This is a genomic window from Vibrio sp. 811, from assembly GCF_033339195.1.
On sequence record NZ_JAWOUB010000001.1, the window covers coordinates 743,681 to 765,194 of the forward strand.

A 21,514-nucleotide genomic window follows, 5' to 3' on the forward strand; every position below is an offset into this window, starting at 1 on the left:
AACTCAACCATTTATATTTAAAACAGCACGATTTATTCGTGCTGTTTTTTTATTTATAACGGATAACCACAAGATCATTGGGCAATAGTTTCTTTAACTTAACTAAAAAATTTAGGCTTATATGATGATTTTCCCGGTTTTCATGGAATACAAATCACTAAAAATCATCAATTTTTATCTTTTTTAGAAATTTTTTAATTTTCAAATTAATCATTAAAGCCGACCGACCGCCTCTAGTTAGTGACAAGGGAATATCCCGAGGCCTGAAAGATATAGTGACTAACTAAGGAGACTAAGATGGCTTTATCAATGCACACTAACTACGCTTCGCTTGTAACTCAAAACACAATGAACACAACAAGCGGACTTCTAAACACAGCAATGGAACGTCTAAGCACAGGCTACCGTGTGAACTCAGCTGCTGATGACGCTGCTGGTCTTCAAATTGCTAACCGTCTAGAAGCGCAAACACGCGGCATGTCAGTAGCAATGCGTAACGCACAAGACGGCATCTCTATGATGCAAACTGCTGAAGGTGCGATGGATGAAATGACAAACATCGTTTACCGTATGAACGACCTTGCTACACAATCGTTGAACGGTTCAAACAGTGCAACAGACCGTGCGTCTCTTAACAAAGAGTTCACACAGCTTACTGCAGAACTAAACAACATCGTAGACAACACTAAGTTCGGTGGTCAAAACCTTCTTAAAGGCGGCGGCTTCGGTGCAGGTGACGTAACATTCCAAATCGGTGCATCTTCTGCTGAAACATTGACTGTAAGCGCAAGCGCAGGTATCGGTGAAATCACTACTATTCTTGCTGATGCAGCAATTACAGATGGTATCGATGACGCGACTAAAGCAAAAGCAGCACTAGACAAAATCAGCGGCGCTGACGGTCTAGTAGAAAAAATTGGTAGCTCTCGTGCAGACTTCGGTGCGAACATCAACCGTCTTGAGCACACTATGGCTAACCTTGGTAACATGGTAGAAAACGTTACAGCATCTAAAGGTCGTATCATGGATACAGACTTTGCAGTAGAGTCTTCAAACATGACTAAGAACCAAATGTTGATGCAAGCAGGTACAACTGTTCTGTCTCAAACTAACCAGCTTCCAAGCATGGCAATGTCACTACTACGCTAATTACTTAGTTAATAGTGCGCTTAATTTAAATCGTCTTAATTATAAAGCCTTCCTATGGAAGGCTTTATTTTTATCTACGAATATAAATAGAGCTCGTATTATCTTTGTGAGATTCAGGCACTCTGAATCCGAATTTCAACATAATATTAAATAAAACCTTATTAAACAGTTCTAATTCTATCGTCTCTAATTTGCTTCCTATTTTACTATCTCTAAGTTCAGGAAAATTGAACTTAGCTTCCTTTAAGATACTAGCTATCTCATCAGAATTGATGCTCTGTTTACTTAATAGTTTTTTGTTAATGAACTCTTCATATGCACGAGCACACTTCATCAATCGTAACGCAAATTCATTCATAACTGACATTCTTTGAAACGTAAAAAATTTAATTTTTAGTGAGAACACTTGCACGTCACACTATCAAAAATAATATCAAAACGTAATTAATGTACTCTGTAAGAATTATCTGAATCAAGCTGAAGTAAAGGCTGAATATAACGTCTAATTAAAACATCTCTCCTAATTAGAACCGTCAATACAATTAAATATTTTCTTTGTTTAGGTCGCCTTTTCTTATAAGGAAATTACTTTTTCCATGGAGGAAGGCGGAACAAACAAGGTGGAAACACCACTTCCTCCCAAGAAAACAAAATAGCTTTAAACCTTTGTTTTAATTGAATTTAATATACGGCACGTATCTTGCCACTGATAATTAAACTAAGGCGTAGCATTCAAAGTATTCAAGCCAATAAGAGATGAGAGGAGCACACCTCATGAGTTCTTTAGACCCAGTAAAAATGGCAACCCAATTCGCACAATTGGACACAAACCCATTCAAAAACCGTTACCAAGCGCAAGCTAATGTGTACCAGTCACAACTGTCAGCTTTTAATAAAGTTGAAAGCGCACTACGTGATTTTCGTACTGCAATGAAAGAGATGAATAACAGCACAAACAGCATCATCAAAAACAGTGCGACACTCTCTCAAGAAGGTAACTTTACTGCAAACGCGGATGCTAAAGCGCTAACGGGTAACTATCAGATTTTTGTAGAAAAAGTGGCAACAGCACATCAAGTATCTACAGGAATGCCTGCAGACCTTGAGGCGACGACAGAAGTACCAACAACTGGATCTTTAGAATTCACCATCAACGGTGAAACAATGACTCTAGACTTGTCCTCCGTTGATGTTAATGGTGACGGCACTGCAACGATCAGTGATTTAGCAAGTGCGATTAACAATCACACGGATAACCCTGGCGTTAACGCCACTCTAGTTCGCTCGAATGGTCAAACACACTTTATGCTATCGAGCACTGAGACTGGTGTCGAAAATAAGATCAACGTATCTGCAACAGGTACCGGCCAAGCGTGGTTTGAAGACGCCTTCACCAACCTCAAGCAAATTAACGCTCCGCAAGATGCGGTTATGTGGCTAGGTGCAAAAGACTCAGGCCTGAAACTAACCAACGCAAGTAATACTTTTGAAGGTGTCATCGACGGTGTTGACATTACCGTATCTAAACCGCAAGCCGCGGGAGATTCGCCAATCGGTTTAAAAATCGGAGCTGATAGCGAAGGCACTAAAGAACAACTAGATAAGTTTGTGGAAACCTACAATGCCCTTGTTTCGACTATCGATCAGTACACCCAAATTGGCGGTGAAGATCAGAAACGCGGCGTGCTCGCTAGCGACTCGACATTGCGTTCTATTGAGAGTCAGTTAACGGGGTTAATCCGAGGTGAACACAATGGTATGCGCCTAAGCGAAATCGGCGTGAGCCTAGACCGCAACGGTAAAATGAAAGTTGATCAAGAAAAGTTCAAAGAAGCTCAACAAACAAACAGCGCAGGCTTAGAGGCGTTGTTTAATGGGGATGACGCTTTGCTAGATTCTCTTGACGCAATGGTAGAGCCTTTCTTGAAGTTCTCATCAGGTACCTTTAGCACGCGTAAAGACGCAATACAGTCAAGCTTAGACCGAATCAAAGATAAACAAACCAATTTAGAGCGTAAGTACGAAATGTCGTACAACCGCTATCTCAAACAATTCACTCAAATGAATTCAATTATGACCCAAATGAACCAAACCATGTCCATGTTTAAAGCTCAAAAATAAGACATTTGGTTCCAAATTTAGGAGAAATATTCATGCTTATGGATTCTGGTTACGATTCGTACCAACAAGTCGATCTCGACGCTCAAGCGGCAGCAGCAAATCCACACCAATTGGTCATCATGTTAATCGATGGCCTACTCGATGAAGTTGAACGTATTCGCGGCCACCTAGCCGCAAATCGTTTGGCCGAGAAAGGGAATGGAATCAACAAATGCATGAACATCTTGATTGGACTAACAAGTGCTCTAGATGATGAAAACGGCGGTGAAATTGCGGAAAACCTACGCCAGCTGTATGACTTCTGCCAAGTCGAACTTTATTACGCTAGCGTGCAAAACGATGCAAATCGCTTGGTTAACGTTGAGCGTGTAATGGGTAACATTCGTGAAGGTTGGATGAATTTTGGACAACAAGCATAAAGTATCGCCAGAGCGATTCCGTCATTTATCTCAGCTCATCCAGTTCGCCGCAAAAACGGCCGATTGGCATGCGCTCAAGCGGTACGACTTGCAGTTGCGAGAGCTTTTGATCAGTCACAAGCCTTTTTTGAAAGATCCTAAGCTTGCCCCTGAAATCCAGCGAGCGAAAACAGTGCACGCTAATGCCTTCGCAGTATTAGAGAAGTCGACCAACGAGTTGAAAAAAGAGATGAACATGGTCAATGACCATCAAGAACGCGCTATGGCCTATCAATTAGCAATGACCATGGAGCTAACTCAATGATCATACCTTCTTCAACTCAGCACTCGGGTAATTCGCCAGCTAACAATGAGGGTCACATCAAGCAAGCGAACTCGGTACACGGCTTTTCTCATGGTTTTAAATCAGGGAACAAGCAGAATAGTGAGCAAGACTTTAACTCTGCGTCAGCGGTACCGAGTTTTCACCTTACGGCCTCTACTTTGAACAGCGCAAACAAAGTACAAAGTCATGGTTTTGATACAGATGACCGCTCAGCTTCAGATCCGGATGCCAACTTGACCAGTACACCAGGGTTAACAGAATCGACTGATCTTGCAGCGCAAGCTCAAGCTTTAACCCAGGGTATGATTACCATGGCAGAGAAGCAGGCTGAGAAACTAGGAAAAGCGTCATCTTTAATGACTGCGAGCGAAGTTAAGTCTGTTACTCAAGATTCGTCTAACGCTATGTTAAACACATCATCAAAACAAGATGTGAAGCAAAGTCTGCCGACTTCATCGAGTTCGCGTTTGCCTATCTCCGGTGCTGAGTTTCAAACTCTTTTGAATCAACCTGTTCAAGGCCAACCAACCGCATCTCTACTTCAAGCACAAGCTCCTACAACACAACCTGCACATTCACCGGTTGCGACGAGTCATGTTCAAGCTCAAGGCTCTGAGTGGGCAGCGGTGCGTGTTGATACCACTGCCGGAAAGTGGGGGGAGCAAATGATGCAAGTTTTACATGATCGCGTGACGCTCCAAGCTCAACAAAATGTACAAGAAGCAAAAATCCGCCTAGACCCACCAGACTTGGGGAAACTGGATTTACTTGTACGTGTTGAAGGTGACCGATTGAGTGTCCACATCAACGCCAATGCCGCAGCAACACGAGAAGCTTTAATGCAAGTTTCGGAACGATTGCGTACTGAGTTACAAGAGCAAAACTTCGTTCATGTCGATGTCAATGTTGGCTCTGATCAAAACCAAGGTCGAAATGACCCACATGCAAACGAAGAAGACGCCAATATTTTCGCCGCACGAGAATCTGGTGCATTCCAAACCACGACAACAACTAACTATTCAGAACACTGGCTAAGCACTCAAGCTTAGTGAATCTTCGAGGAAAAAGGTTATGACCAAACAACAAATGATCGCCCTGTTTATCGCCATGATCATCACCAGTGCCCTCGTTTCGGCCGTCACAATTATGGGCGGAATCTGGTACTTAAACAAACACGCTCAAGAGTCACCTGACTCTGGTTCACTGATCGAAGACTCTCCACTGTCTTTTTTGGTCACAGAACAACCGACAAGTAAAGGTCCTAGCTTCCATCCTTTGGACAAAGTCGTTTTGACCGTTAAAGGCAAGAAACAGACTCACTTTGTGATGCTAGAACTGGCAATTGAGACACGCCGTCCAGAGCGTATCAAAGAGATCGATGAATACATGCCTATGGTACAAAACTCTCTATTAAAACTGTTTAGCGACAAAACGTTTGATCAGTTACAGCAAGCGGGTGCCATCGATATTCTGCAAGACGAAGTAAAGCAAACGCTTCTACTCGCTTTTGCTAAAACAGACATCGTCCGAGAAATCGACGATGTTTTGTTGACTAAATATGTTGTGCAATAACGGAGCACAACCATGTTAGACATGAATGTACAAGACACTTACACCACAGAAGAGGAAGTGACAACACCGTCACGACCAATTGATGAAAACGCATTGCTACAACGTCATCAGGTCATGGTAAAACGCGTAGTTAACCAGCTGCGCGTTCATGCCACTTCTCACTGTAGTATTGAAGATATGCAGCAGATAGGCCTTATCGCTCTAGTCGAGGCTGGACGCCGATATGGCGATGTTGACGATCCTCACTTTCCTGCTTTCGCCGTTTGTCGAGTTCGGGGAGCTATTTTAGACGAATTACGCCGACTAGATTGGCGTTCACGTAAGACTCGTCAACAAGCCCACGAGCTCAACGACGTGACTCGAGATCTCACTCGAACGTTAGGTCGAATGCCAACGGATGCCGAAATCATCCAGGCTTTAGGGACGAATGAGCAAGATTATTACAACCGCCAAAATGCCGCTCTCGCAGGCGAGATGCAAAGCCTTGATCAACTGATGGAGAGCAGCGGTGATAGCTACATTGGCGGACAATACGATGGCATGGAACATGAACATATTCGTCGTAGTTTAGACAGTGCTTTGGGTAAGTTACCTAAGCGTGATCAACTGCTCCTGACTCTGTTCTATCAACATGAACTCAACTTACACGAAATAGCTCTGGTATTGGATCTGACACCACCTCGTATATGTCAGCTTCACAAACAAGCGCTGAAACAACTCAACCAATTAATGTCCTCTTAGGAGTCACAAGATGCAAAAGTTTTTTGGAGTGCTCACTATCCTGGTGTGCGTCTTCGGTGGATATATGTGGGCCGGTGGTAGCTTAGGTGCTATCTGGCAGCCAGCCGAATTCCTTATCATTATTGGCGCCGCTGCTGGTTCTTTGATCATCGGTAATCCGCCTCATGTACTAAAAGAAATGCGTCGCCAAGTGCCAGCGACCATTAAAGGTCCAACAGAAGAGCATGAGTACTACATGGAATTAATGGCACTACTCAACAACTTGCTAGAGACAGCGAGAAACCGCGGATACAAGTTTCTGGATTCTCATATTGAGGCTCCGGAGCAAAGCTCTATGTTCCTCGCTTACCCGACGATCGCCGAAGATCATCGCCTAATTTCTTTCATTACTGACAATTTACGTTTAATGGCAATGGGACAGATGTCGCCTCATGAATTAGAGGGACTGCTAGAGCAAGAAATCGAAGCAATACAGAACGAAATGCTTTTACCTTCACGCTCACTACAGCGTACAGCAGAAGCACTACCTGGCTTCGGTATTCTTGCAGCAGTTGGTGGCATCATTATCACCATGCAAGCTATTGATGGCTCAATCGCTATGATTGGGTATCACGTTGCGGCAGCTCTCGTTGGTACATTCATTGGTATTTTCGGTTGTTACTGTGGCTTAGATCCACTAAGTAACGCCATGGCTCAGCGAGTAAAACGTAATATGACTGCTTTTGAGTGCGTTCGTGCAACCTTGGTTGCCTACGTAGCGAAAAAGCCGACATTGCTCGCCATTGACGCTGGTCGTAAACATATTCAGCTAGACATCAAACCAACATTCAACCAAATGGAGAAGTGGTTAGCTGAACAGGAGGGATAATGCAAAAACAAGAGCATGTAGTGTTCAAACGTGCCAAAGTATACAGCCATGATGAGTCGTCTCATGGCGGCGCGTGGAAAGTCGCGTTTGCTGACTTCATGATCGCCCTAATGGCGCTGTTTCTTGTACTTTGGGTTATGCAGGTGGTAGACAAAGAAGAGCGTAAAGCGATTGTTGCCCACTTGCATAGTTCAAGCGTATTCGACAAGAGTTACGGCAACCCATTTGATACGTCACAAAGTATTTCTCCTATCGACTTGGCACAGGACTCTTCTGTGCCAAGTAAACACAACTCCAACCATGTAGTAAGCTCTTACTTTAAAGGTGATGGGGATGGACCAGAAATTGATTCTTTGATTCCTGGTAACTTCGATACTCAAGAGCAACTTGCCGCACTAGCGAAAGTAATTGAGCAAATGACTGCCCAAATTAATGCGCAGGGAAATGTAAACGTCACGGTGACACCACAAGGTTTGCGTATCGTCCTTCAAGATGATTACAAACAGCATATGTTCAGCCGTGGTGGTGCAGAACTTACTCCTTTTTTTGAAGATTTACTGCTCGCACTAGCGCCTGTATTTCATCGTGTTAACAACCCTCTGATCATCAGCGGACATACAGATGCAATTCCATTTAAAAAGCGTTTTGGTCGTCAATCTAACTGGGCGTTATCAGCCTCTCGAGCAGACGTAGCAAGAAATACGTTAGTTGAAGGCGGTATGCCGGATGATAGAGTAATGCAGGTAACGGGTATGTCAGATAGAGCGCTGCTTAATCCTGATGAGCCAGATTCTAGCGAAAACCGTCGTATTGAGCTGTTTGTTTTAACGACTCCTGCCGCTAAAGTGCTTGAGACCCTTTTTGGCAACCACCAAGAAAGCGAACTGCAAAAAGCGAAAGATAAGGCTGAATTCAACCAACCAGTCATTCGTCAAGAAGTCATCAATTACTCCGGCGATACCGCCACCAGCGAAGTAAAAATTCAAGAATTATAATCTTAAAAGGTCACCACTCTGATGGTGACCTCTCTAACCAAAGCCTCTGTTACTGTGACTTTTTAGTTGAGTTCTATATGCACATAACATCATCCGAAAAAAGAAAAAGCGACTTACTAAAGAAAGCCTTTTTATGGCTCATTGTCTTCGATTACCTTTTATTGGCGTTTTTCTTAACTCAGCTATCAAGTATGACACTAAACAGCGGAACCATGATCAGCTTGTTACTTGTTGTTTATAACGTCTTACTTGTTTCGCTATGTTTTCAACGAACCAACAAGCAGGACTCTTACATTATCTACCCTGTTTTGTCCGCAACGTTATTAGCATTTGTCTGCTTTCTTTACTTCTTTTTTTTAATTTAGCTCCCCGACTCGACCATTGATTTTATTTTTACTGCTTTTTCGAAGTGGTCGAGCTGATGAGTCTGAATCCACCACGTAGCCGCTTCCATCAACAGCTCTGGGTCGTCATTTTTATTAGCGAAAAACGCATAAAATGAGAGACCAACCAATTCACCTTTACTCGCGATCTTTTTGTCACAGATCTCTATAATTTTGTCTCTCAGCGAAGCTCTCATTTCTAATCCCTTAACCTAGTACATACTCACTAACCATACGGTTGAAAGAAATCAAATCAAACGAGCCTTTAATTTCAAAACGCACTCTTCCCACCTCACTCATGAAGAACTCGATTTCACAGTCCAAATCAAAAGTACCAGAGGTCTCGATAGAAAATGCATTGATCTTACTGTAAGGCAAAGAAGTGTAATCCACTTTTGAGCCGGTAATCCCTTGCACATTTGCCGCTATCACTCGCTTGTTCGTAAACACCACTTGGTCACGAACTGTTTTAAAAGCAGCGAAAATAGTCTCACCATCAATCAAGAACTTAAGGAAGTCTTCTCTGGCACTAGAAACGTCAATCGGCTTAAGCTTAAATACAGAGGAATTGTCGAAATCAATCATAATTAATCCTTTGAGTGGGCGTTAGAACGAATTATCAACGTATCAGATAGCACCACTTTTGCCTACTCGCAACGCACGTTTCTGCTTGATTCGCCCAACAACGAAGCGTCACTCACTTCCACCCTTGCATCCATTGCTCAGAGTCTTTTAGGTCTTGCCAGTTCATCTCTCGGTCGCGTTTACTCATGACTGCCTCGATGACACATCTCACAACGTTACCATCTTCATCTAGTTCCATTTCCGTCACAACAAAATGCTTCTCTTTGTTTTTAGGTGAAATTGCCGTCCATTTACTGTGCAATAGTTTCTTAGGGTGGATTCTGTTCATCGCATTGTACCAATTTAACTACCATGTTGATGTATACGACTGAATACCAAGAGAGAATCAGATTTTGTTTTTGCAAACCTACAAAAGATAAAACCGCAAAAGAGATCACTCCCTTTCGCGGCCCTAACTACAATCCGACTAGGTCTTCTGACCATTCAATCGAGGGTTTAAGTACTGACTTTGTAGCAACTGTAACCCTTTACCGACCAGAACAATCACTATCGCGCCAATCAGGACAGGCGTGAAGAGAAAACTCCATCCCTGCCCAGACGCCATGATCAAAATTGGATTTGCACCCGCAGGTGGATGAGTGGTCTTCGTAATCAGCATCGCAGACACACCTAGCCCCGTCGCAATCGCTAGCGTGACCGGCGTGACGTCAACATACTGGCTAAACGCAATACCGATAGAGGCCGTGATAAAGTGACCAATGATCACGTTTTTGGGTTGAGCAAGAGGGCTGCCTGGCACCCCAAACACCAGTACTGCGGTAGCACCAAATGGTGCCATCAGGAGTACAACCTCCGTCAGTGATACCTCAGCGTAGGACAATACGCCAATAGCCAACGTAGCGCCAAGCCCGGCAACCAACGATAAAATTAAATTATTCATAAACACCTCAAAGTAGACCGAATTGTCTACAAAATAAAATAGACAAATCTGTCTACCTTTGTCAATATGTGTTTATGGAACTTTTTGAGGACGTAGTTATGAACAAAAAGAAACAGTTATTGATCGACACAGCTTTGTCACTGTTTTATAAACAAGGCATCAACTCTATTGGCATCAATGAAGTTCTCAATGTTTCCGGCGTGGCTAAACGCACGCTATATAACCATTTTGAGAGCAAAGAAGCGCTTATCATTGCCGCATTAGAACAACGCCACCAAATATTTATGGAATGGTTGGAGGAAAAGCTTTCTTCAGCACAAACGTGCGCGGAGGTGATCGATCAGTTATTTACTGCACTCAACGGTTGGTTTCATGGCTCTGAAGAAAAATTGGGCGAGTTTCGCGGCTGCTTTTTCATCAATACGTCCGCGGAATTCAGTGACGACAGCGGCGAGATCGCAACGTATTGCCGCTACCATAAGCAGCAAGTCAGAGAGCTAATTCAACGCTATCTCAAATCAGACAACGCTTCATTACTCGATGCCATTTGCATCATGAAAGAAGGCGCGATCACTACCGCTTACATGACGAAAGAATACGACAACGTCACGAAGAAATGCGTGACCATTTTGCACAAGCTGTAATGCGGTCAGGTATAGTCATTCGCGAATTAAGTATTCAAACCAAAGGCACCTATCGGTGCCTTTTGTTTTACTTAGTGAGTGTACTTACAGCTCGTGCTCGGTACGTGCGATGATGTCGTCTTGCGCGTCTGGTGATAGCGCGGTGAAGAAGGCCGAGTAGCCTGCAACTCGCACGACAAGATCACGATATTGTTCAGGGTTCTTCTTCGCAGCTAGCAAGGTCTCACGAGAGACGATATTGTACTGAACATGCCAGCCTTTGTGGTGGTTGAAGAAGGTACGAATCAACATAGAAAGCTTGAGCTTATCCCCTTCAGACTCAACCGCTGCCGGACTTAATTTCTGGTTAAGCAGCACGCCACCCAAGATCTTATTCGCTTGGATCTTACCCACTGAGTTATACACTGCGGTTGGACCTAAACGGTCTGAGCCAGACGACGGGCTTGCACCTTCTGCTAATGGCGTTTTCGCTTTACGACCGTCTGGCGTTGCCATAGTTGAAGCGCCAAATGGGACGTTTGCCGAGATACTTGATGTACCTGCGTAGTAACCGCCGCCAATTGGACCACGCCCATGACGCGTATTAACGAACTGCTCTAGCTCATCAATGTACACTTGGTACGCGTCTGCGAGCAGTTGGTCTACCGCGTCATCATCGTTACCGTATTTTGGTGCAAAGTTGATAAGACGTTGGCGAAGCTGCTCGTTCTCCATGCCGTCGAAATCTTCTGCCAATGCTTTTGCTAGCTGTTGTTGTGAGATAAGGGGCTGGGTGATTTGCGCATCATCGAAAACAAGGTGCTTGATGGCTGCTAGGCTGTTACCCAAGTTGGCAATACCGACTTGCAAGCCAGATACCCAGTCGTATTTCGCACCGCCTTCTTTCACAGTTTTACCACGAGCCAAACAGTCATCCACCAGCGTTGAACAGAAGATGTCTTGTGCTTGCTGTTCAAGTACGCTGTCGACTACCGTATCAATCTCAATCGATTTACGGGTGTAGTAGCGGATTTGCTCTGCCCAAGAAGCTGTCACTTGCTCAAAGTTCTCAAAGTTGCCTTTTGCTAATGACTTATCGTGTGGCAAGAAAGCTTTACCCGTTGTTGCATCCACACCTTCGTTCAATGAAGCTAGCAAGATACGGGCGAAGTTAATGAAGCTCATGCCCGTACAACGGTAACCCCATTTGCCCGGAACTGCGGTCTCGATACAGCCGATAGATGCGTAGTTGTAAGCGTCTTCTTTCTCTACACCAAGCTTGATGAATTCAGGAATAACAATCTCATCGTTGTTGAACGCTGGCATACCGAAGCCGCATTTAATCACTTCAATACAGCCCATTAAGAACTCTTGGTTTAAACCTTCATGGTAACGCACACTCAAGTTAGGTTGCGTCGAACGTAACTGACCACAAGATTCCAGAATCGCCCAAGAAAGTGGATTCACTGCATCTTCAGGCTCACCCTTTTCATTCAACTTCTGACCGCCGATACACACGTTTTGATACAGCGGAGAACCTGCCGATGCTTTTGAGTGTGCACCAGAGCGAATCTTGTTTACTTCAAGCAACTTCAACCAGCAGCTTTGTAAAAGCTCTAGTGCAAAGTCTTTTTCAATCGCGCCGTTTTCGATATCGCGAACATAAAATTCGTTTAGGAATTGGTCCATACGACCGAAAGAAACCGAGTGACCATTCGATTCGATTTGTAGCATCAACTGAACAAAGTAGCTCAATTGCAGTGCTTGCCAGAAGTTTTCTGGTGCGTGGCTTGCTACATGACGACAGTTTGCAACAATGCTTTCTAATTCAGCTTTGCGTAGGGGGCGCGTCTCTTCTAGCGCCATTTTTGCCGCCAATTCAGCATAGCTCAGCATGTGATCTTGAATCGCAAGCAGCACGATTTCGACTGATTTGTAGAACTGCTCTTTCTTCAAGCCTTCAAAGGTCGAAACATCATTGTTAGCACGGTGCTGACGAACATCCTCTAGCAAACCGTTCATGCCTAGCTTCAAGATTTTCTCGTTATCCACCGCAAGGTGCGCGTCACCCGAAGTCATGTTGCCTTCGGCTTTAATGATGGTGCTGGCTAAGATTTCTTGCTGCTCATCAGTAAACAAACCATAACAACGGTCTTGAACAGTTTTACCGCGCCAATACGGTGTGATGCTGTGGATGCTTTGCTTATCTTCTTCAGTGACCGCAAAGCCTGCACCAGGACGGTCGGCTAGCTCATCAATTTCCGCTTCAATCCAACGCACTGTGTATTCAGGGAAAATAGGCGCAGCGCGTACTTTGCTCGCTTGGTTACCGACGATCAACTCATCGTGTTTAATCCAAGTCGTACGAGTGCGTAAGTGCTCTTGCAGTGCTAGCGCACGTTGGACAATGACAGGTTTGTCTTCGTTCGCTTGATAAGCACGAGTGTATGCCTCTGCACGCTCGGTACAGACAGGTGGCGTTACGATATTTACCAGTGCCGATTTGTGCGCTTTGATACGCTCAGGAAGGTAATTCAGGTCCATAGTTAACCTCTTACAATCACGTTAAGTTGGGTGTTTTCGCTTGCGTATTGCATGGCGCTTTCTAGCAGTTCTGGTTTGTTTAATGGCTTGTCAGAACACTCGTAAGGCATATCGAGCAAACGGTATTTATTGATGCCGAGCGTGTGGTACGGCAGCAAGTGAAGTTCTTGGCAGCTTTCTAGTGAAGCCGCAAAATCGATGATGTCTTTCAACTCTTCGATGGTGTCATTGAACCCCGGCACCACTGGAACGCGAATCACAATGCGTTTCGCGATAGGTGCCAGTTTTCGGAAATTGTCTTTGATGCGTTTTAGTGAACCTTTCGCCCAGCTAAGAAACTTCTCTTCATCGGTATGTTTTAAATCCGCCAACCAGCAATCAATATGCGGCGCGGCTTTTTCAACGTTCTTCCACGGCACATGCATGCACGATTCAATAGCGGTAGAGACTTGGTTGTCATGCAGACGCTGTGCGAGTTCTGCTACCAAATCCGCTTGCATGAGTGGCTCACCACCGGAGAAGGTCACACCACCTTGGCTTTGATCGTAGAAAGGTTTGTCTTTCATTAAGGTGTCGAACAGCATGTCTGATTTTGCCTCTTCACCGCAGACGGTCAGTGCTTGCGTAGGACAGACGTCTCGCAGCGCGATCAGTTGGTCTTCTTTGATGGCTTTGCGATTAATGATGATCTGGTTGTCGATACGTTGAATACCATCGCTCACCGTTTCACTACCCGCCGTGGTTTGAGTTGTAGCTTGATAAGCAGAAACGCACAGTTGGCAACCTTCCATACAGCTTCGCTGATCAAACAACAGTGAATGTTTTTCGCTGCGACTTTCTGGGTTTTGACACCAAGGGCAAGACAAGCTGCATCCTTTAAGAAAAAGAATGGAACGAATGCCATCGCCATCATGGGTAGAGAATCGTTGGATATTGAAATACATCTCTGCTTGCCTCTTGGTCTGTGCTACCGCTGTGTACTTAATCCGTTTCTTGCTGGTTAAGTCTTATCAGCGGCTTTTCTTTGTTCGAACTGAAAGCTTCATTTGAGCGTTTACAAGTTTCACTTAACTTTCATTTAATGAAATTATTATAGTTTCAAATGAAATTTCAATTGATCAAAATCAAGATCTCGTTCGATTGTCAGATCTATAGTGATCCCATCATCAAAACGAAGATTTTGTTTAAGGTAGAAACCATGATTGAACTTTATTTAGATACTGCTGATGTGGCAGAAGTAAAACGCTTTAACCAGTGCCTACCGCTAAAAGGCGTGACGACAAACCCAAGCATTTTGGCGAAGTCAAAACAGGGACTGAATGAAACCCTAGCAGGCATGCAAGAAGCACTTGGCGGTACACCTCGCTTTCACGCTCAAGTCGTGAGTTCAACCGTCGAAGGCATGGTGGCAGAAGCGCGCCAACTGAATGAATTGCCTTACGATATGGTGGTAAAAGTGCCAGCAACAGAAACCGGCTTAGCAGCAATTAAGCTAATGAAAAAAGAGGGAATTCAGGTTCTTGCCACGGCTATCTATTCAGCTCAACAAGGTTTCTTAGCAGCACTGTGCGGTGCAGACTACCTAGCACCTTACGTAAACCGCATTGATGCGATGAACGGCAACGGTGTTGAAGTGGTCGCGGATCTTCAATTGTTGCTCGATCAAAACCGACTACCAGCGAAGATTTTGGCAGCCAGCTTCAAGAACACTCAACAAGCGATGGAGGTGATGAAACTGGGCATCGAAGCCATTACATTACCAACCGATGTGGCGGCACAAATGTTCGCTCACCCAGCAGTAAAACCGGCGGTTGAACAGTTCGATAAAGACTGGAAAGAGACGTTCGGTAAGAAACTTTCATTTGAAAGCTGATTAAAAGTAGCAGCGAGATGTCTTAGTTAGGGTCTATTGAACTTTCACGGTTAAATTTTGTTCGAGATAAAAGCGTTTTAATCGCGGCGAGAGGTTTGCCGCCTAGTCATTCTAAGCAATTACCTCTCAACAAAGAGTAAAACGCTTTTAGCCGAACCCTTCGGGCAGCGTTTGTGGTTCATTTATACTTCATTACCGGCTTATCAGTTACACCAACTACATTTCAGATGTCTCTACCTCATATAAATTACCCACAAATAGCTGCAAAAATCAGCTTGAAAGCTCAATAGACCCTATTAATAAGGGAATCTTAACTCACCCTGTGCGTCGGTGAGTTTAAGATTCCCTTTTTGTATTTCATATAAAGAGGCGAGGTTTACAGCAGTTCTCTATTGGTCAGTGACCAAAGGTACACGCGCTTGAGTAAACTGATTTTGACCCTCTTACGAATACCTCGTTTGGAATGGCGGAGTCGGTTTGGTAGCACAATGGCTTTCATCTCGGTTTTCATTTCTTTTCCATCCACCAACACAGTAGACCTCCGATGCAGTAAGCCAGCAGATCTTTCCAATCAAATGTGGCGCCCAAAATTACAGCCAGAGGCGATGAAGATTCGATACCAAGCCAAGCTGCGACCTGAAGCAATTGCCCCAACTCGACGGCAAACGCAATCAACACCACCAGTGAAACCATCCAGTTAACGGGCATGGAGAACAAGCTTGCAAGAAAGTAGTAGAGCCAAACCACAACCAGAACATCACCAAATGTCGGACGAATAAAGCTGTCTCGAACATAGAGCGCAATAACGACCAATGTGATAAAACACACCAAGCTTTTCAGTCCATTTTTTGCAGAAAATTGCAGGCGGATAGCGCACGTTTCTTCCAACATATTGCTTGGCTGCCCTGTGAGAATTGCTCGTTTAAACATCTTCATGATTCGCCTTTGCGCTTTCTTCCGCTTTCTTATTTCGTGCGTACCAGTCGATGTTGCGTGTAATGACCATAGTGAAGCTCAAAATCGCGAAACACAGTAATGTCCCCATTACCAATGCGTAACTCTCTGCTTGTAGCAAGCCAAACAGTAATCCGTAGAGAGTAAGCAAACACGCTCCGAATATCGCGCCGTGTTTGGTGTTGCTCAACATACCGCTCACGTACACACTTAAAAGCCCCGTCGATGCGACTGCTGACACCACATACGCCCAGTTGAAGCCGAGGTGTTCACTCATCGAAATCAGCAATAGATAGAAAAGCGCTAAAGCCAGACCAATAAAACCGTATTGCACTGGGTGAACCGGACGCGCTTGGAACAGCTCCAGCAAGAAGAAACTCGCAAATACTAATGTAATAACCAACAGTGAATAGTTCACAGCTCGGTGAGATTTCAAATAGTGGTCTACGGGATCAATCAAATCTACGCCCATTTGTCGCTGTTCAAGCTCGTGACAAGCGTGATTCGATGACAAACAACTTTGGAACAGCTGCGCGATATTGGTTGAGAAGTTGTTGCTCGCCCATTGTGCGTTAAATCCATCTTCAGATACCTCTGACGACACTGGTAAGTAATCACCGATAAAGCTTGGATGCGCCCATGCTGAAGAGAGCTCAACTGTTGTTTGACTACCAATTGGTGTGACTTGAAGCTGTCCCATCCCTTGTAGCAAGAAGTTAAGATCGAATGCCAAAGGTTGCTCTATGTTCAGGTCAGCGAGAGTCAGAGCACTATGGAAGCCTTGTGGTAACTGATTTAACCCCGTTCCCGGTGCGACTTCGATGTCAGCACTCGCCATGGTCATGTCATCCAAACGAATCAATCCACGGCTGTCTTCAATGCCAACGACTAGGCTCATGTTGTCAATATCAAGCCCCTGCAACGCCGCGAGTTCGTCTGCATCAAAAGTGCCTTTCAGTGCCACTTGTGCTTTGTATAAACGCGCGCGGTAAATGCCTCGGTACTTTTCAAAACTGTCCAGATTCGCGCTCATATCAAAAGTGCTAGGTAAAAGAAATTTACGACGCTCTTTAATCTGTACTTTGTCATCTCGGTAACTGGTTTCGGTGTAATTAACCATGATGAATGGACCAATGATGCGCTGTTCGCCGCTGCTGCTGCGTGCGATGTCGTTTCTGACTTCATCTTGGCGATATGAGCGTTCTGAGATCAGCCCTGTGACCATTGAAAGCGGGATTTGCAGTAAGACAAACAAAAACAGCACGAAGGCGAACTTCGTGCCGAGTTGGTTATTGAGGATCTTTTTCATGTTTCATTCTCCATTTGCTGATGGGAGTAATCTAAATCAGCAATTTGGAGAACGAATGGAGCTAATGTGGAGTTTCTATGGAGTTGGTAAAATCAGGGTCACTTTCACGCCAGCATCGACGTTTTCGACTTGCAACTGACCTTTGTGCAGCTTGATCACTTGCTCAACAAAATTAAGCCCGAGCCCAGTGCTCTTAACACCATTTTCCCGAGCGAGGGAGTAGAAGCGCTCGGTTAAACGAGGCATTGCATAGTCGGGAATGTGAGGACCTGAATTGAAAATCGACAGGCACACCTTTTCTTTCGTGACCTCAGTTTTCCATTCAATGCATCCCTCTGAATCAACAAAATCCAGCGCATTGTCCATCAGGTTAAAAACGGCTTGTTTCAGTAAGAAGGCATCACCAAGTACGGAGAGATGGTCATCAATTTGGATTTTGGCAGTGACCGACTTAGCACTCAAACGCGCATCCGCCGATTCAACCACTTCATTGACCATTTGTTTTAGCGAGATAGCTTCGACTTGCTCTAGCTCAGGGCGCTTTTCAAGACGAGCAAGTTCTAGCAACTTATCAATCAATGACTGCATGCGGTCGCTTTCTCGCTCAATGTTGCCAGCAAAGCGCGTGACCTTTTCTTCAGGCAACGGCATTTGCAATATTTCACTCGCGCCTTTAATCGCTGATAACGGGCTTTTCAGCTCATGAGTCAGCGTCTGTACGTACTCTTCCACATACTGCTTACCATCGAGCTGATTGCGCATTTTCTCTAATGCATCACTTAGCGTGCCGTACTCATAAAAGATACGAAATGTCGGCTTAGAAACCTTTTCACCTTCACCCATTTTGGTCGCGTAGTCTTCTAGCTTGTTCAGTGCTGAGTGAATTCGCCAAGCAAACAATGCCCCTGCTAGCAGCACTAACCCACTCATCCACACCATCCAAAACAACACATTGCGTTTAGAAAGATCGATGAAGGGTTGTACTGAGCGATTGGATTTGGCTACCGTCACGCTGCCAATGATTTCACCTTTGTGGTAAATGGGCGCAGCCACGTGCATAACGGTTGAGAGCGGATCTTTCGGGTCTTCGATGGTACTGCGCGCGCCGTATTGACCACGCAACGTGAGATAAACATCGTTCCATTGCGAGTAGTCTTTGCCTACGTCTTGCTGCCAAGAATCCGCAATCACAATGCCTTGTTTATCGGTGATGTAAATTCGATGGTTAATCGCTTTTTTACCGATTTCCCAAATGCGCGCTTGAGGCTCTCGCTGTCCATAAGCCGTTAATAGTTTGGAGAAGCGACTCTCAGACAACTTGTCATTCGCGACGTCTTCTTCCGCCAATACCGCGAGTAAGTTCGCCATATCCACTAGCGTCTCTTCGGTGGTTTGGCGCACGGTTGGCTTAAGTTCTTGGACAACCGTTTTGCTCACCATGTAAGCCGTCATCCCGACTAAGATGAAGTAGAGAAAAAACAGTCTGAGTCCAAGCGGGATCTTCGGCCAGCGATTCATCATTCACCTTTTATGCAGTAAAAGTAACCAAAGCCACGCTTGGTACAGATGCGTTCAGACATCTCAAACGGCTTCAACTTATGGCGAATGGCTTTGATGTGGGTATCGATATTGCGCTCGTACGCAGCTTCCGGCGCCATGTCAGCAGCGATCATAAGTTGCTCTCGACTCAATACATTGGAAGAGACGGAAATCAGCCTATCGAGGATCTTAAATTCCACCGCAGTTAACCCAAGCATTTGTCCACCGACACCGTAGTCGAAGTTCTGCGCAACCAAATCTTGACTAAATTGAGGTTGTTCTGGAACAGCTACAGGCTCTGGTTTGTGCTCCATCATTGGCGCTTTAGCTTTGATTCGAAGTTTAATGCGAGCCAACATTTCGCGCGGGCTAAATGGCTTAGTCACGTAATCATCCGCGCCAATTTCCAAACCGACTACGCGGTCAATTTCATCGCTTCTTGCGGTGAGAAAGATTATGGGAATATCAGAAAACTCACGGATGGTTTTGCATAATTCAAAACCATTGCCATCCGGTAAGCCTACGTCTAAGACAAGTAACGCTGCGGAGTTGTGCTGCAAAAAAGCTAAGCCCTCTCCTGCTGTTGCAAACCACTCTGCGTGGTAGCCATCCATCTCTAATACATGAATCAGGTTCTCTGCGATAGCAGATTCATCCTCGATAATAAGGACGGTGGGTTGTTCGCTCAATGTCTTAGCCTCATTGACGGTGTTTATCTTTATGTTGGTATTATCACTTAATTTGGGGCCAAGGCTAGTGGATTGATGCAGCAAAGGCGCAGTTCGTGGATAATACTAATCAAACACACTTCTATTCAGCATAATAAATTTATCACTTAGATTAATGAGTCACCACAATTGTGAATACAATGATTTCAACCATTGATATGAACAGTGTTCATTTTAAACTCAAGTTATCAATTCGATTTTATTTAAAGGACAGTCACTGATGAAAAGAGCGCTAATCCCCCTGGCTTTACTGACTTTGCTCTCAGGTTGCGCCAGCATGTCTCCGGATGAGTGCAAAACGGCAAACTGGTACAACGTAGGTTATCAAGATGGCCGAGATGGCAACGATCCAAACATTATCAATAGCTATACCGAAGACTGTGGTGAAGCGGGTGTGACACCCGACCGAGCGAAATGGAAAGAAGGCTTTGATAAAGGCACTATCCAATATTGCTCACCAGACAATGGGTACACTGTCGGTATCGAAGGCAAAGAATATTACGGTGTATGCAGCAGCAAAGAGTTTATTGAGAACTACCAGTTAGGTCATCAAGAATATCAACGCCAGCAACGCATCCAAGAGATCGATACTGAAATCTCGGTCATCGATAATCAGCTTGATGGCAATCCAGACAAAGATAATGCCAAGAGACTGAAAGAGAAGAGAAAGCGATTGGCTGACGAGCGTTCAAGCCTCTTGTCGCCAACCATCAACTTGAATCTGAATTTCTAAATCGATTGGATTTAGCTTCTAAAAATTCATGGCCCTAGCTCAGTTCTAGGGTCATGAATTGACTGTTCGGATCGAGTTCGTAATCCCCGAACGGCTCGCAGTACACAAAGCCATGCTTTTCATACAACAGGCGCGCTGGTTTAAAAAACTCCATCGAGCCCGTTTCTAAACTCAAGCGCTGCAAACCTTTTTGCTTCGCTTGCTCAATCACATGAATCAATAATTGAGATGCCACACCTTGGTTTCTTGCCGTAGGCGTGGTGCGCATGGATTTCAGCTCCGCGTGTTGGTCATCCAACTCTTTAATCGCCGCACACCCAAGCAGTTGCTCACCTTTCCATCCGGTCCAAAATGTCACTTCTGGCGCTTTGAGCTTATCTAAATCTAACGCATGCACGCTTTCTGGTGGTGACGTGGCGTACATGTCCTGTAAATGTCCTTCCAACAGCGCTATCACTTGCGGCCGTTCTAAATTGTCGATTTCAATCCTCATCTTTCCATCCTTGGTTTTTCCTAGCTAAAGCGGCTGTCTCATAATGTGTTGCGGTCCAACGGGGCCTCCGTGGTAAAGCTCATTGGTATCTTCAAACCCTGATTTTAAATAGCACTGATAAGCGGGTATGTTGCGGCAATTCACGGTGAGATAAAGCGCATCAAACTCGGGATAATGGCGTTTGGCGAAATCGGCAAACTGTTGAATGGCTTGCTTGGCGATGCCTTTGCCTTGATGACGGTGATCCACCAGCAAAGCACGTACGCCTAAACTGTTTTTCGGGCAAAAATCGTATTTCTCGCTGTAAGCAGCATCAAATAGAAAAAAGCCAACCACGTCATCGTCTGCCAAAATCAGATGCGGAAGTTCTGTAGGTTCAAGACATGTAAGCATTTCACCCACATCCGCGACCGTAAACTGCGATTGCTCTTCTAGCACGCTAAGTTCGCAAGTTTGTTTATGTCGCTCAGGCGAATACTTTTCAATAGTAATCATAATCTTCCTTGTTGTTTTTATGCTCAATTCATACAGGGTATGTCGTAAATAGAAATACCTAGTGTCGTATTTCCCACTCGCAGGCAAACGTTTAGCACTCTATTATCCTCACCATTCGATAGAGA

26 protein-coding genes are annotated in these 21,514 nt (G+C 44.7%); 13 read left to right on the forward strand and 13 right to left on the reverse strand.

Annotated features, from left to right (window positions below):
- Window positions 1-297: 297 nt before the first annotated feature.
- Entirely contained in the window at window positions 298-1,149 is an 852-nt protein-coding gene (gene lafA, locus R7Q46_RS03230; RefSeq protein WP_005375019.1) for a lateral flagellin LafA, read from the forward strand.
- 70 nt (window positions 1,150-1,219) lie between these two features.
- On the opposite strand, the gene R7Q46_RS03235 is transcribed toward lafA, so the two are convergent.
- A complete protein-coding gene (locus R7Q46_RS03235) occupies window positions 1,220-1,507 on the reverse strand; it encodes a hypothetical protein (protein WP_005375016.1) in 288 nt (95 codons plus the stop codon).
- A gap of 416 nt (window positions 1,508-1,923) precedes the next feature.
- Between R7Q46_RS03235 and fliD the strand changes: the two genes are divergently transcribed.
- The 9 genes from fliD (at window position 1,924) to R7Q46_RS03280 (ending at window position 8,555) form a co-directional block, all read left to right on the forward strand.
- The gene (gene fliD, locus R7Q46_RS03240) at window positions 1,924-3,270 is read left to right on the forward strand and encodes a flagellar filament capping protein FliD (RefSeq protein ID WP_042521679.1); all 1,347 of its coding nucleotides are present in this window, start codon (window positions 1,924-1,926) and stop codon (window positions 3,268-3,270) included.
- Window positions 3,271-3,302: 32 nt separating this feature from the next.
- Window positions 3,303-3,689 carry a flagellar export chaperone FliS gene (gene fliS / locus R7Q46_RS03245; protein WP_005375014.1) on the forward strand — a complete coding sequence of 129 codons (387 nt, stop codon included), beginning with the start codon at window positions 3,303-3,305 and terminating at the stop codon, window positions 3,687-3,689.
- Window positions 3,673-3,993, forward strand: a complete 321-nt coding sequence (locus R7Q46_RS03250) for a hypothetical protein (protein WP_005375013.1) — start codon at window positions 3,673-3,675, stop codon at window positions 3,991-3,993. Before fliS ends, R7Q46_RS03250 begins: the two co-directional genes overlap by 17 nt.
- The gene (locus R7Q46_RS03255; protein ID WP_213871272.1) at window positions 3,990-5,063 is read left to right on the forward strand and encodes a flagellar hook-length control protein FliK; all 1,074 of its coding nucleotides are present in this window, start codon (window positions 3,990-3,992) and stop codon (window positions 5,061-5,063) included. The genes R7Q46_RS03250 and R7Q46_RS03255 overlap by 4 nt, the downstream gene beginning before the upstream one ends.
- 22 nt (window positions 5,064-5,085) lie before the next feature.
- Window positions 5,086-5,586, forward strand: a complete 501-nt coding sequence (fliL, locus tag R7Q46_RS03260; RefSeq protein ID WP_005375011.1) for a flagellar basal body-associated protein FliL — start codon at window positions 5,086-5,088, stop codon at window positions 5,584-5,586.
- Window positions 5,587-5,598: 12 nt separating this feature from the next.
- Complete coding sequence (locus tag R7Q46_RS03265; protein ID WP_005375008.1) at window positions 5,599-6,327, forward strand: FliA/WhiG family RNA polymerase sigma factor; 729 nt, start codon at window positions 5,599-5,601, stop codon at window positions 6,325-6,327.
- 10 nt (window positions 6,328-6,337) lie between these two features.
- Window positions 6,338-7,195 (forward strand): flagellar motor stator protein MotA, encoded by an 858-nt coding sequence (gene motA, locus R7Q46_RS03270; protein WP_005375006.1) that lies wholly within the window; start codon window positions 6,338-6,340, stop codon window positions 7,193-7,195.
- Window positions 7,195-8,190, forward strand: coding sequence for a flagellar motor protein MotB (locus R7Q46_RS03275; RefSeq protein WP_005375003.1), 996 nt, complete (start codon window positions 7,195-7,197; stop codon window positions 8,188-8,190). The genes motA and R7Q46_RS03275 overlap by 1 nt, the downstream gene beginning before the upstream one ends.
- A gap of 77 nt (window positions 8,191-8,267) precedes the next feature.
- Window positions 8,268-8,555 carry a hypothetical protein gene (locus tag R7Q46_RS03280; protein ID WP_005375002.1) on the forward strand — a complete coding sequence of 96 codons (288 nt, stop codon included), beginning with the start codon at window positions 8,268-8,270 and terminating at the stop codon, window positions 8,553-8,555.
- Here the strand turns inward: R7Q46_RS03280 and R7Q46_RS03285 are convergent.
- The 4 genes from R7Q46_RS03285 to R7Q46_RS03300 all read right to left on the reverse strand — a co-directional run bounded on the left by R7Q46_RS03285 (window position 8,552) and on the right by R7Q46_RS03300 (window position 10,098).
- On the reverse strand, window positions 8,552-8,770 hold the full coding sequence (locus tag R7Q46_RS03285; RefSeq protein ID WP_065275490.1) for a DUF6500 family protein: 219 nt from the start codon (window positions 8,768-8,770) through the stop codon (window positions 8,552-8,554). The two genes, R7Q46_RS03280 and R7Q46_RS03285, sit on opposite strands and share 4 nt — an antisense overlap.
- A gap of 10 nt (window positions 8,771-8,780) precedes the next feature.
- Window positions 8,781-9,158, reverse strand: coding sequence for a PH domain-containing protein (locus tag R7Q46_RS03290; protein ID WP_086047234.1), 378 nt, complete (start codon window positions 9,156-9,158; stop codon window positions 8,781-8,783).
- 112 nt (window positions 9,159-9,270) lie between these two features.
- Window positions 9,271-9,486: a TIGR02450 family Trp-rich protein gene (locus R7Q46_RS03295; protein WP_005374999.1), complete on the reverse strand. Its 216-nt coding sequence runs from the start codon at window positions 9,484-9,486 to the stop codon at window positions 9,271-9,273.
- A gap of 138 nt (window positions 9,487-9,624) precedes the next feature.
- On the reverse strand, window positions 9,625-10,098 hold the full coding sequence (locus tag R7Q46_RS03300; protein WP_064369614.1) for an HPP family protein: 474 nt from the start codon (window positions 10,096-10,098) through the stop codon (window positions 9,625-9,627).
- 98 nt (window positions 10,099-10,196) lie between these two features.
- On the opposite strand from R7Q46_RS03300, the gene R7Q46_RS03305 reads away from it, so the two are divergent.
- Window positions 10,197-10,742 carry a TetR/AcrR family transcriptional regulator gene (locus tag R7Q46_RS03305; protein WP_031781077.1) on the forward strand — a complete coding sequence of 182 codons (546 nt, stop codon included), beginning with the start codon at window positions 10,197-10,199 and terminating at the stop codon, window positions 10,740-10,742.
- An 84-nt stretch (window positions 10,743-10,826) separates the two neighbouring features.
- On the opposite strand, the gene R7Q46_RS03310 is transcribed toward R7Q46_RS03305, so the two are convergent.
- On the reverse strand, window positions 10,827-13,265 hold the full coding sequence (locus tag R7Q46_RS03310) for a formate C-acetyltransferase/glycerol dehydratase family glycyl radical enzyme (RefSeq protein WP_318077284.1): 2,439 nt from the start codon (window positions 13,263-13,265) through the stop codon (window positions 10,827-10,829).
- Window positions 13,266-13,267: 2 nt separating this feature from the next.
- Window positions 13,268-14,209 carry a glycyl-radical enzyme activating protein gene (locus R7Q46_RS03315; RefSeq protein WP_213871274.1) on the reverse strand — a complete coding sequence of 314 codons (942 nt, stop codon included), beginning with the start codon at window positions 14,207-14,209 and terminating at the stop codon, window positions 13,268-13,270.
- A gap of 254 nt (window positions 14,210-14,463) precedes the next feature.
- Here R7Q46_RS03315 and R7Q46_RS03320 point away from each other — a divergent pair, with 254 nt between their 5' ends.
- Window positions 14,464-15,138 carry a fructose-6-phosphate aldolase gene (locus R7Q46_RS03320; RefSeq protein WP_213871275.1) on the forward strand — a complete coding sequence of 225 codons (675 nt, stop codon included), beginning with the start codon at window positions 14,464-14,466 and terminating at the stop codon, window positions 15,136-15,138.
- A 507-nt stretch (window positions 15,139-15,645) separates the two neighbouring features.
- On the opposite strand, the gene R7Q46_RS03325 is transcribed toward R7Q46_RS03320, so the two are convergent.
- The 4 genes from R7Q46_RS03325 to R7Q46_RS03340 form a co-directional block, all read right to left on the reverse strand.
- Window positions 15,646-16,074 carry a DUF2809 domain-containing protein gene (locus R7Q46_RS03325; RefSeq protein WP_064354941.1) on the reverse strand — a complete coding sequence of 143 codons (429 nt, stop codon included), beginning with the start codon at window positions 16,072-16,074 and terminating at the stop codon, window positions 15,646-15,648.
- The gene (creD, locus tag R7Q46_RS03330) at window positions 16,061-17,401 is read right to left on the reverse strand and encodes a cell envelope integrity protein CreD (protein WP_213871276.1); all 1,341 of its coding nucleotides are present in this window, start codon (window positions 17,399-17,401) and stop codon (window positions 16,061-16,063) included. Before creD ends, R7Q46_RS03325 begins: the two co-directional genes overlap by 14 nt.
- 75 nt (window positions 17,402-17,476) lie before the next feature.
- A complete protein-coding gene (gene creC / locus R7Q46_RS03335) occupies window positions 17,477-18,919 on the reverse strand; it encodes a two-component system sensor histidine kinase CreC (RefSeq protein WP_213871367.1) in 1,443 nt (480 codons plus the stop codon).
- Window positions 18,919-19,629 carry a response regulator gene (locus R7Q46_RS03340; RefSeq protein WP_017820544.1) on the reverse strand — a complete coding sequence of 237 codons (711 nt, stop codon included), beginning with the start codon at window positions 19,627-19,629 and terminating at the stop codon, window positions 18,919-18,921. Before R7Q46_RS03340 ends, creC begins: the two co-directional genes overlap by 1 nt.
- Before the next feature lie 259 nt (window positions 19,630-19,888).
- Between R7Q46_RS03340 and R7Q46_RS03345 the strand changes: the two genes are divergently transcribed.
- Window positions 19,889-20,401, forward strand: a complete 513-nt coding sequence (locus R7Q46_RS03345; protein ID WP_213871277.1) for a DUF2799 domain-containing protein — start codon at window positions 19,889-19,891, stop codon at window positions 20,399-20,401.
- Between the two features lie 34 nt (window positions 20,402-20,435).
- Here the strand turns inward: R7Q46_RS03345 and R7Q46_RS03350 are convergent, their stop codons facing one another.
- Entirely contained in the window at window positions 20,436-20,894 is a 459-nt protein-coding gene (locus tag R7Q46_RS03350; protein WP_005386911.1) for a GNAT family N-acetyltransferase, read from the reverse strand.
- 24 nt (window positions 20,895-20,918) lie between these two features.
- Entirely contained in the window at window positions 20,919-21,389 is a 471-nt protein-coding gene (locus R7Q46_RS03355) for a GNAT family N-acetyltransferase (RefSeq protein ID WP_005374960.1), read from the reverse strand.
- Between the last annotated feature and the right edge of the window lie 125 nt (window positions 21,390-21,514).

What these genes read in the sequence shown, in the direction of transcription:
- lafA (WP_005375019.1), top strand. Translation starts at nt 298, where the DNA reads ATGGCTTTATCAATGCACACTAACTACGCTTCGCTTGTAACTCAAAAC.
- R7Q46_RS03235 (WP_005375016.1), bottom strand. Translation starts at nt 1,507, where the DNA reads ATGAATGAATTTGCGTTACGATTGATGAAGTGTGCTCGTGCATATGAA.
- fliD (WP_042521679.1), top strand. Translation starts at nt 1,924, where the DNA reads ATGAGTTCTTTAGACCCAGTAAAAATGGCAACCCAATTCGCACAATTG.
- fliS (WP_005375014.1), top strand. Translation starts at nt 3,303, where the DNA reads ATGCTTATGGATTCTGGTTACGATTCGTACCAACAAGTCGATCTCGAC.
- R7Q46_RS03255 (WP_213871272.1), top strand. Translation starts at nt 3,990, where the DNA reads ATGATCATACCTTCTTCAACTCAGCACTCGGGTAATTCGCCAGCTAAC.
- fliL (WP_005375011.1), top strand. Translation starts at nt 5,086, where the DNA reads ATGACCAAACAACAAATGATCGCCCTGTTTATCGCCATGATCATCACC.
- R7Q46_RS03265 (WP_005375008.1), top strand. Translation starts at nt 5,599, where the DNA reads ATGTTAGACATGAATGTACAAGACACTTACACCACAGAAGAGGAAGTG.
- motA (WP_005375006.1), top strand. Translation starts at nt 6,338, where the DNA reads ATGCAAAAGTTTTTTGGAGTGCTCACTATCCTGGTGTGCGTCTTCGGT.
- R7Q46_RS03275 (WP_005375003.1), top strand. Translation starts at nt 7,195, where the DNA reads ATGCAAAAACAAGAGCATGTAGTGTTCAAACGTGCCAAAGTATACAGC.
- R7Q46_RS03280 (WP_005375002.1), top strand. Translation starts at nt 8,268, where the DNA reads ATGCACATAACATCATCCGAAAAAAGAAAAAGCGACTTACTAAAGAAA.
- R7Q46_RS03285 (WP_065275490.1), bottom strand. Translation starts at nt 8,770, where the DNA reads ATGAGAGCTTCGCTGAGAGACAAAATTATAGAGATCTGTGACAAAAAG.
- R7Q46_RS03290 (WP_086047234.1), bottom strand. Translation starts at nt 9,158, where the DNA reads ATGATTGATTTCGACAATTCCTCTGTATTTAAGCTTAAGCCGATTGAC.
- R7Q46_RS03295 (WP_005374999.1), bottom strand. Translation starts at nt 9,486, where the DNA reads ATGAACAGAATCCACCCTAAGAAACTATTGCACAGTAAATGGACGGCA.
- R7Q46_RS03300 (WP_064369614.1), bottom strand. Translation starts at nt 10,098, where the DNA reads ATGAATAATTTAATTTTATCGTTGGTTGCCGGGCTTGGCGCTACGTTG.
- R7Q46_RS03305 (WP_031781077.1), top strand. Translation starts at nt 10,197, where the DNA reads ATGAACAAAAAGAAACAGTTATTGATCGACACAGCTTTGTCACTGTTT.
- R7Q46_RS03310 (WP_318077284.1), bottom strand. Translation starts at nt 13,265, where the DNA reads ATGGACCTGAATTACCTTCCTGAGCGTATCAAAGCGCACAAATCGGCA.
- R7Q46_RS03315 (WP_213871274.1), bottom strand. Translation starts at nt 14,209, where the DNA reads ATGTATTTCAATATCCAACGATTCTCTACCCATGATGGCGATGGCATT.
- R7Q46_RS03320 (WP_213871275.1), top strand. Translation starts at nt 14,464, where the DNA reads ATGATTGAACTTTATTTAGATACTGCTGATGTGGCAGAAGTAAAACGC.
- R7Q46_RS03325 (WP_064354941.1), bottom strand. Translation starts at nt 16,074, where the DNA reads ATGAAGATGTTTAAACGAGCAATTCTCACAGGGCAGCCAAGCAATATG.
- creD (WP_213871276.1), bottom strand. Translation starts at nt 17,401, where the DNA reads ATGAAAAAGATCCTCAATAACCAACTCGGCACGAAGTTCGCCTTCGTG.
- creC (WP_213871367.1), bottom strand. Translation starts at nt 18,919, where the DNA reads ATGAATCGCTGGCCGAAGATCCCGCTTGGACTCAGACTGTTTTTTCTC.
- R7Q46_RS03345 (WP_213871277.1), top strand. Translation starts at nt 19,889, where the DNA reads ATGAAAAGAGCGCTAATCCCCCTGGCTTTACTGACTTTGCTCTCAGGT.
- R7Q46_RS03350 (WP_005386911.1), bottom strand. Translation starts at nt 20,894, where the DNA reads ATGAGGATTGAAATCGACAATTTAGAACGGCCGCAAGTGATAGCGCTG.
- R7Q46_RS03355 (WP_005374960.1), bottom strand. Translation starts at nt 21,389, where the DNA reads ATGATTACTATTGAAAAGTATTCGCCTGAGCGACATAAACAAACTTGC.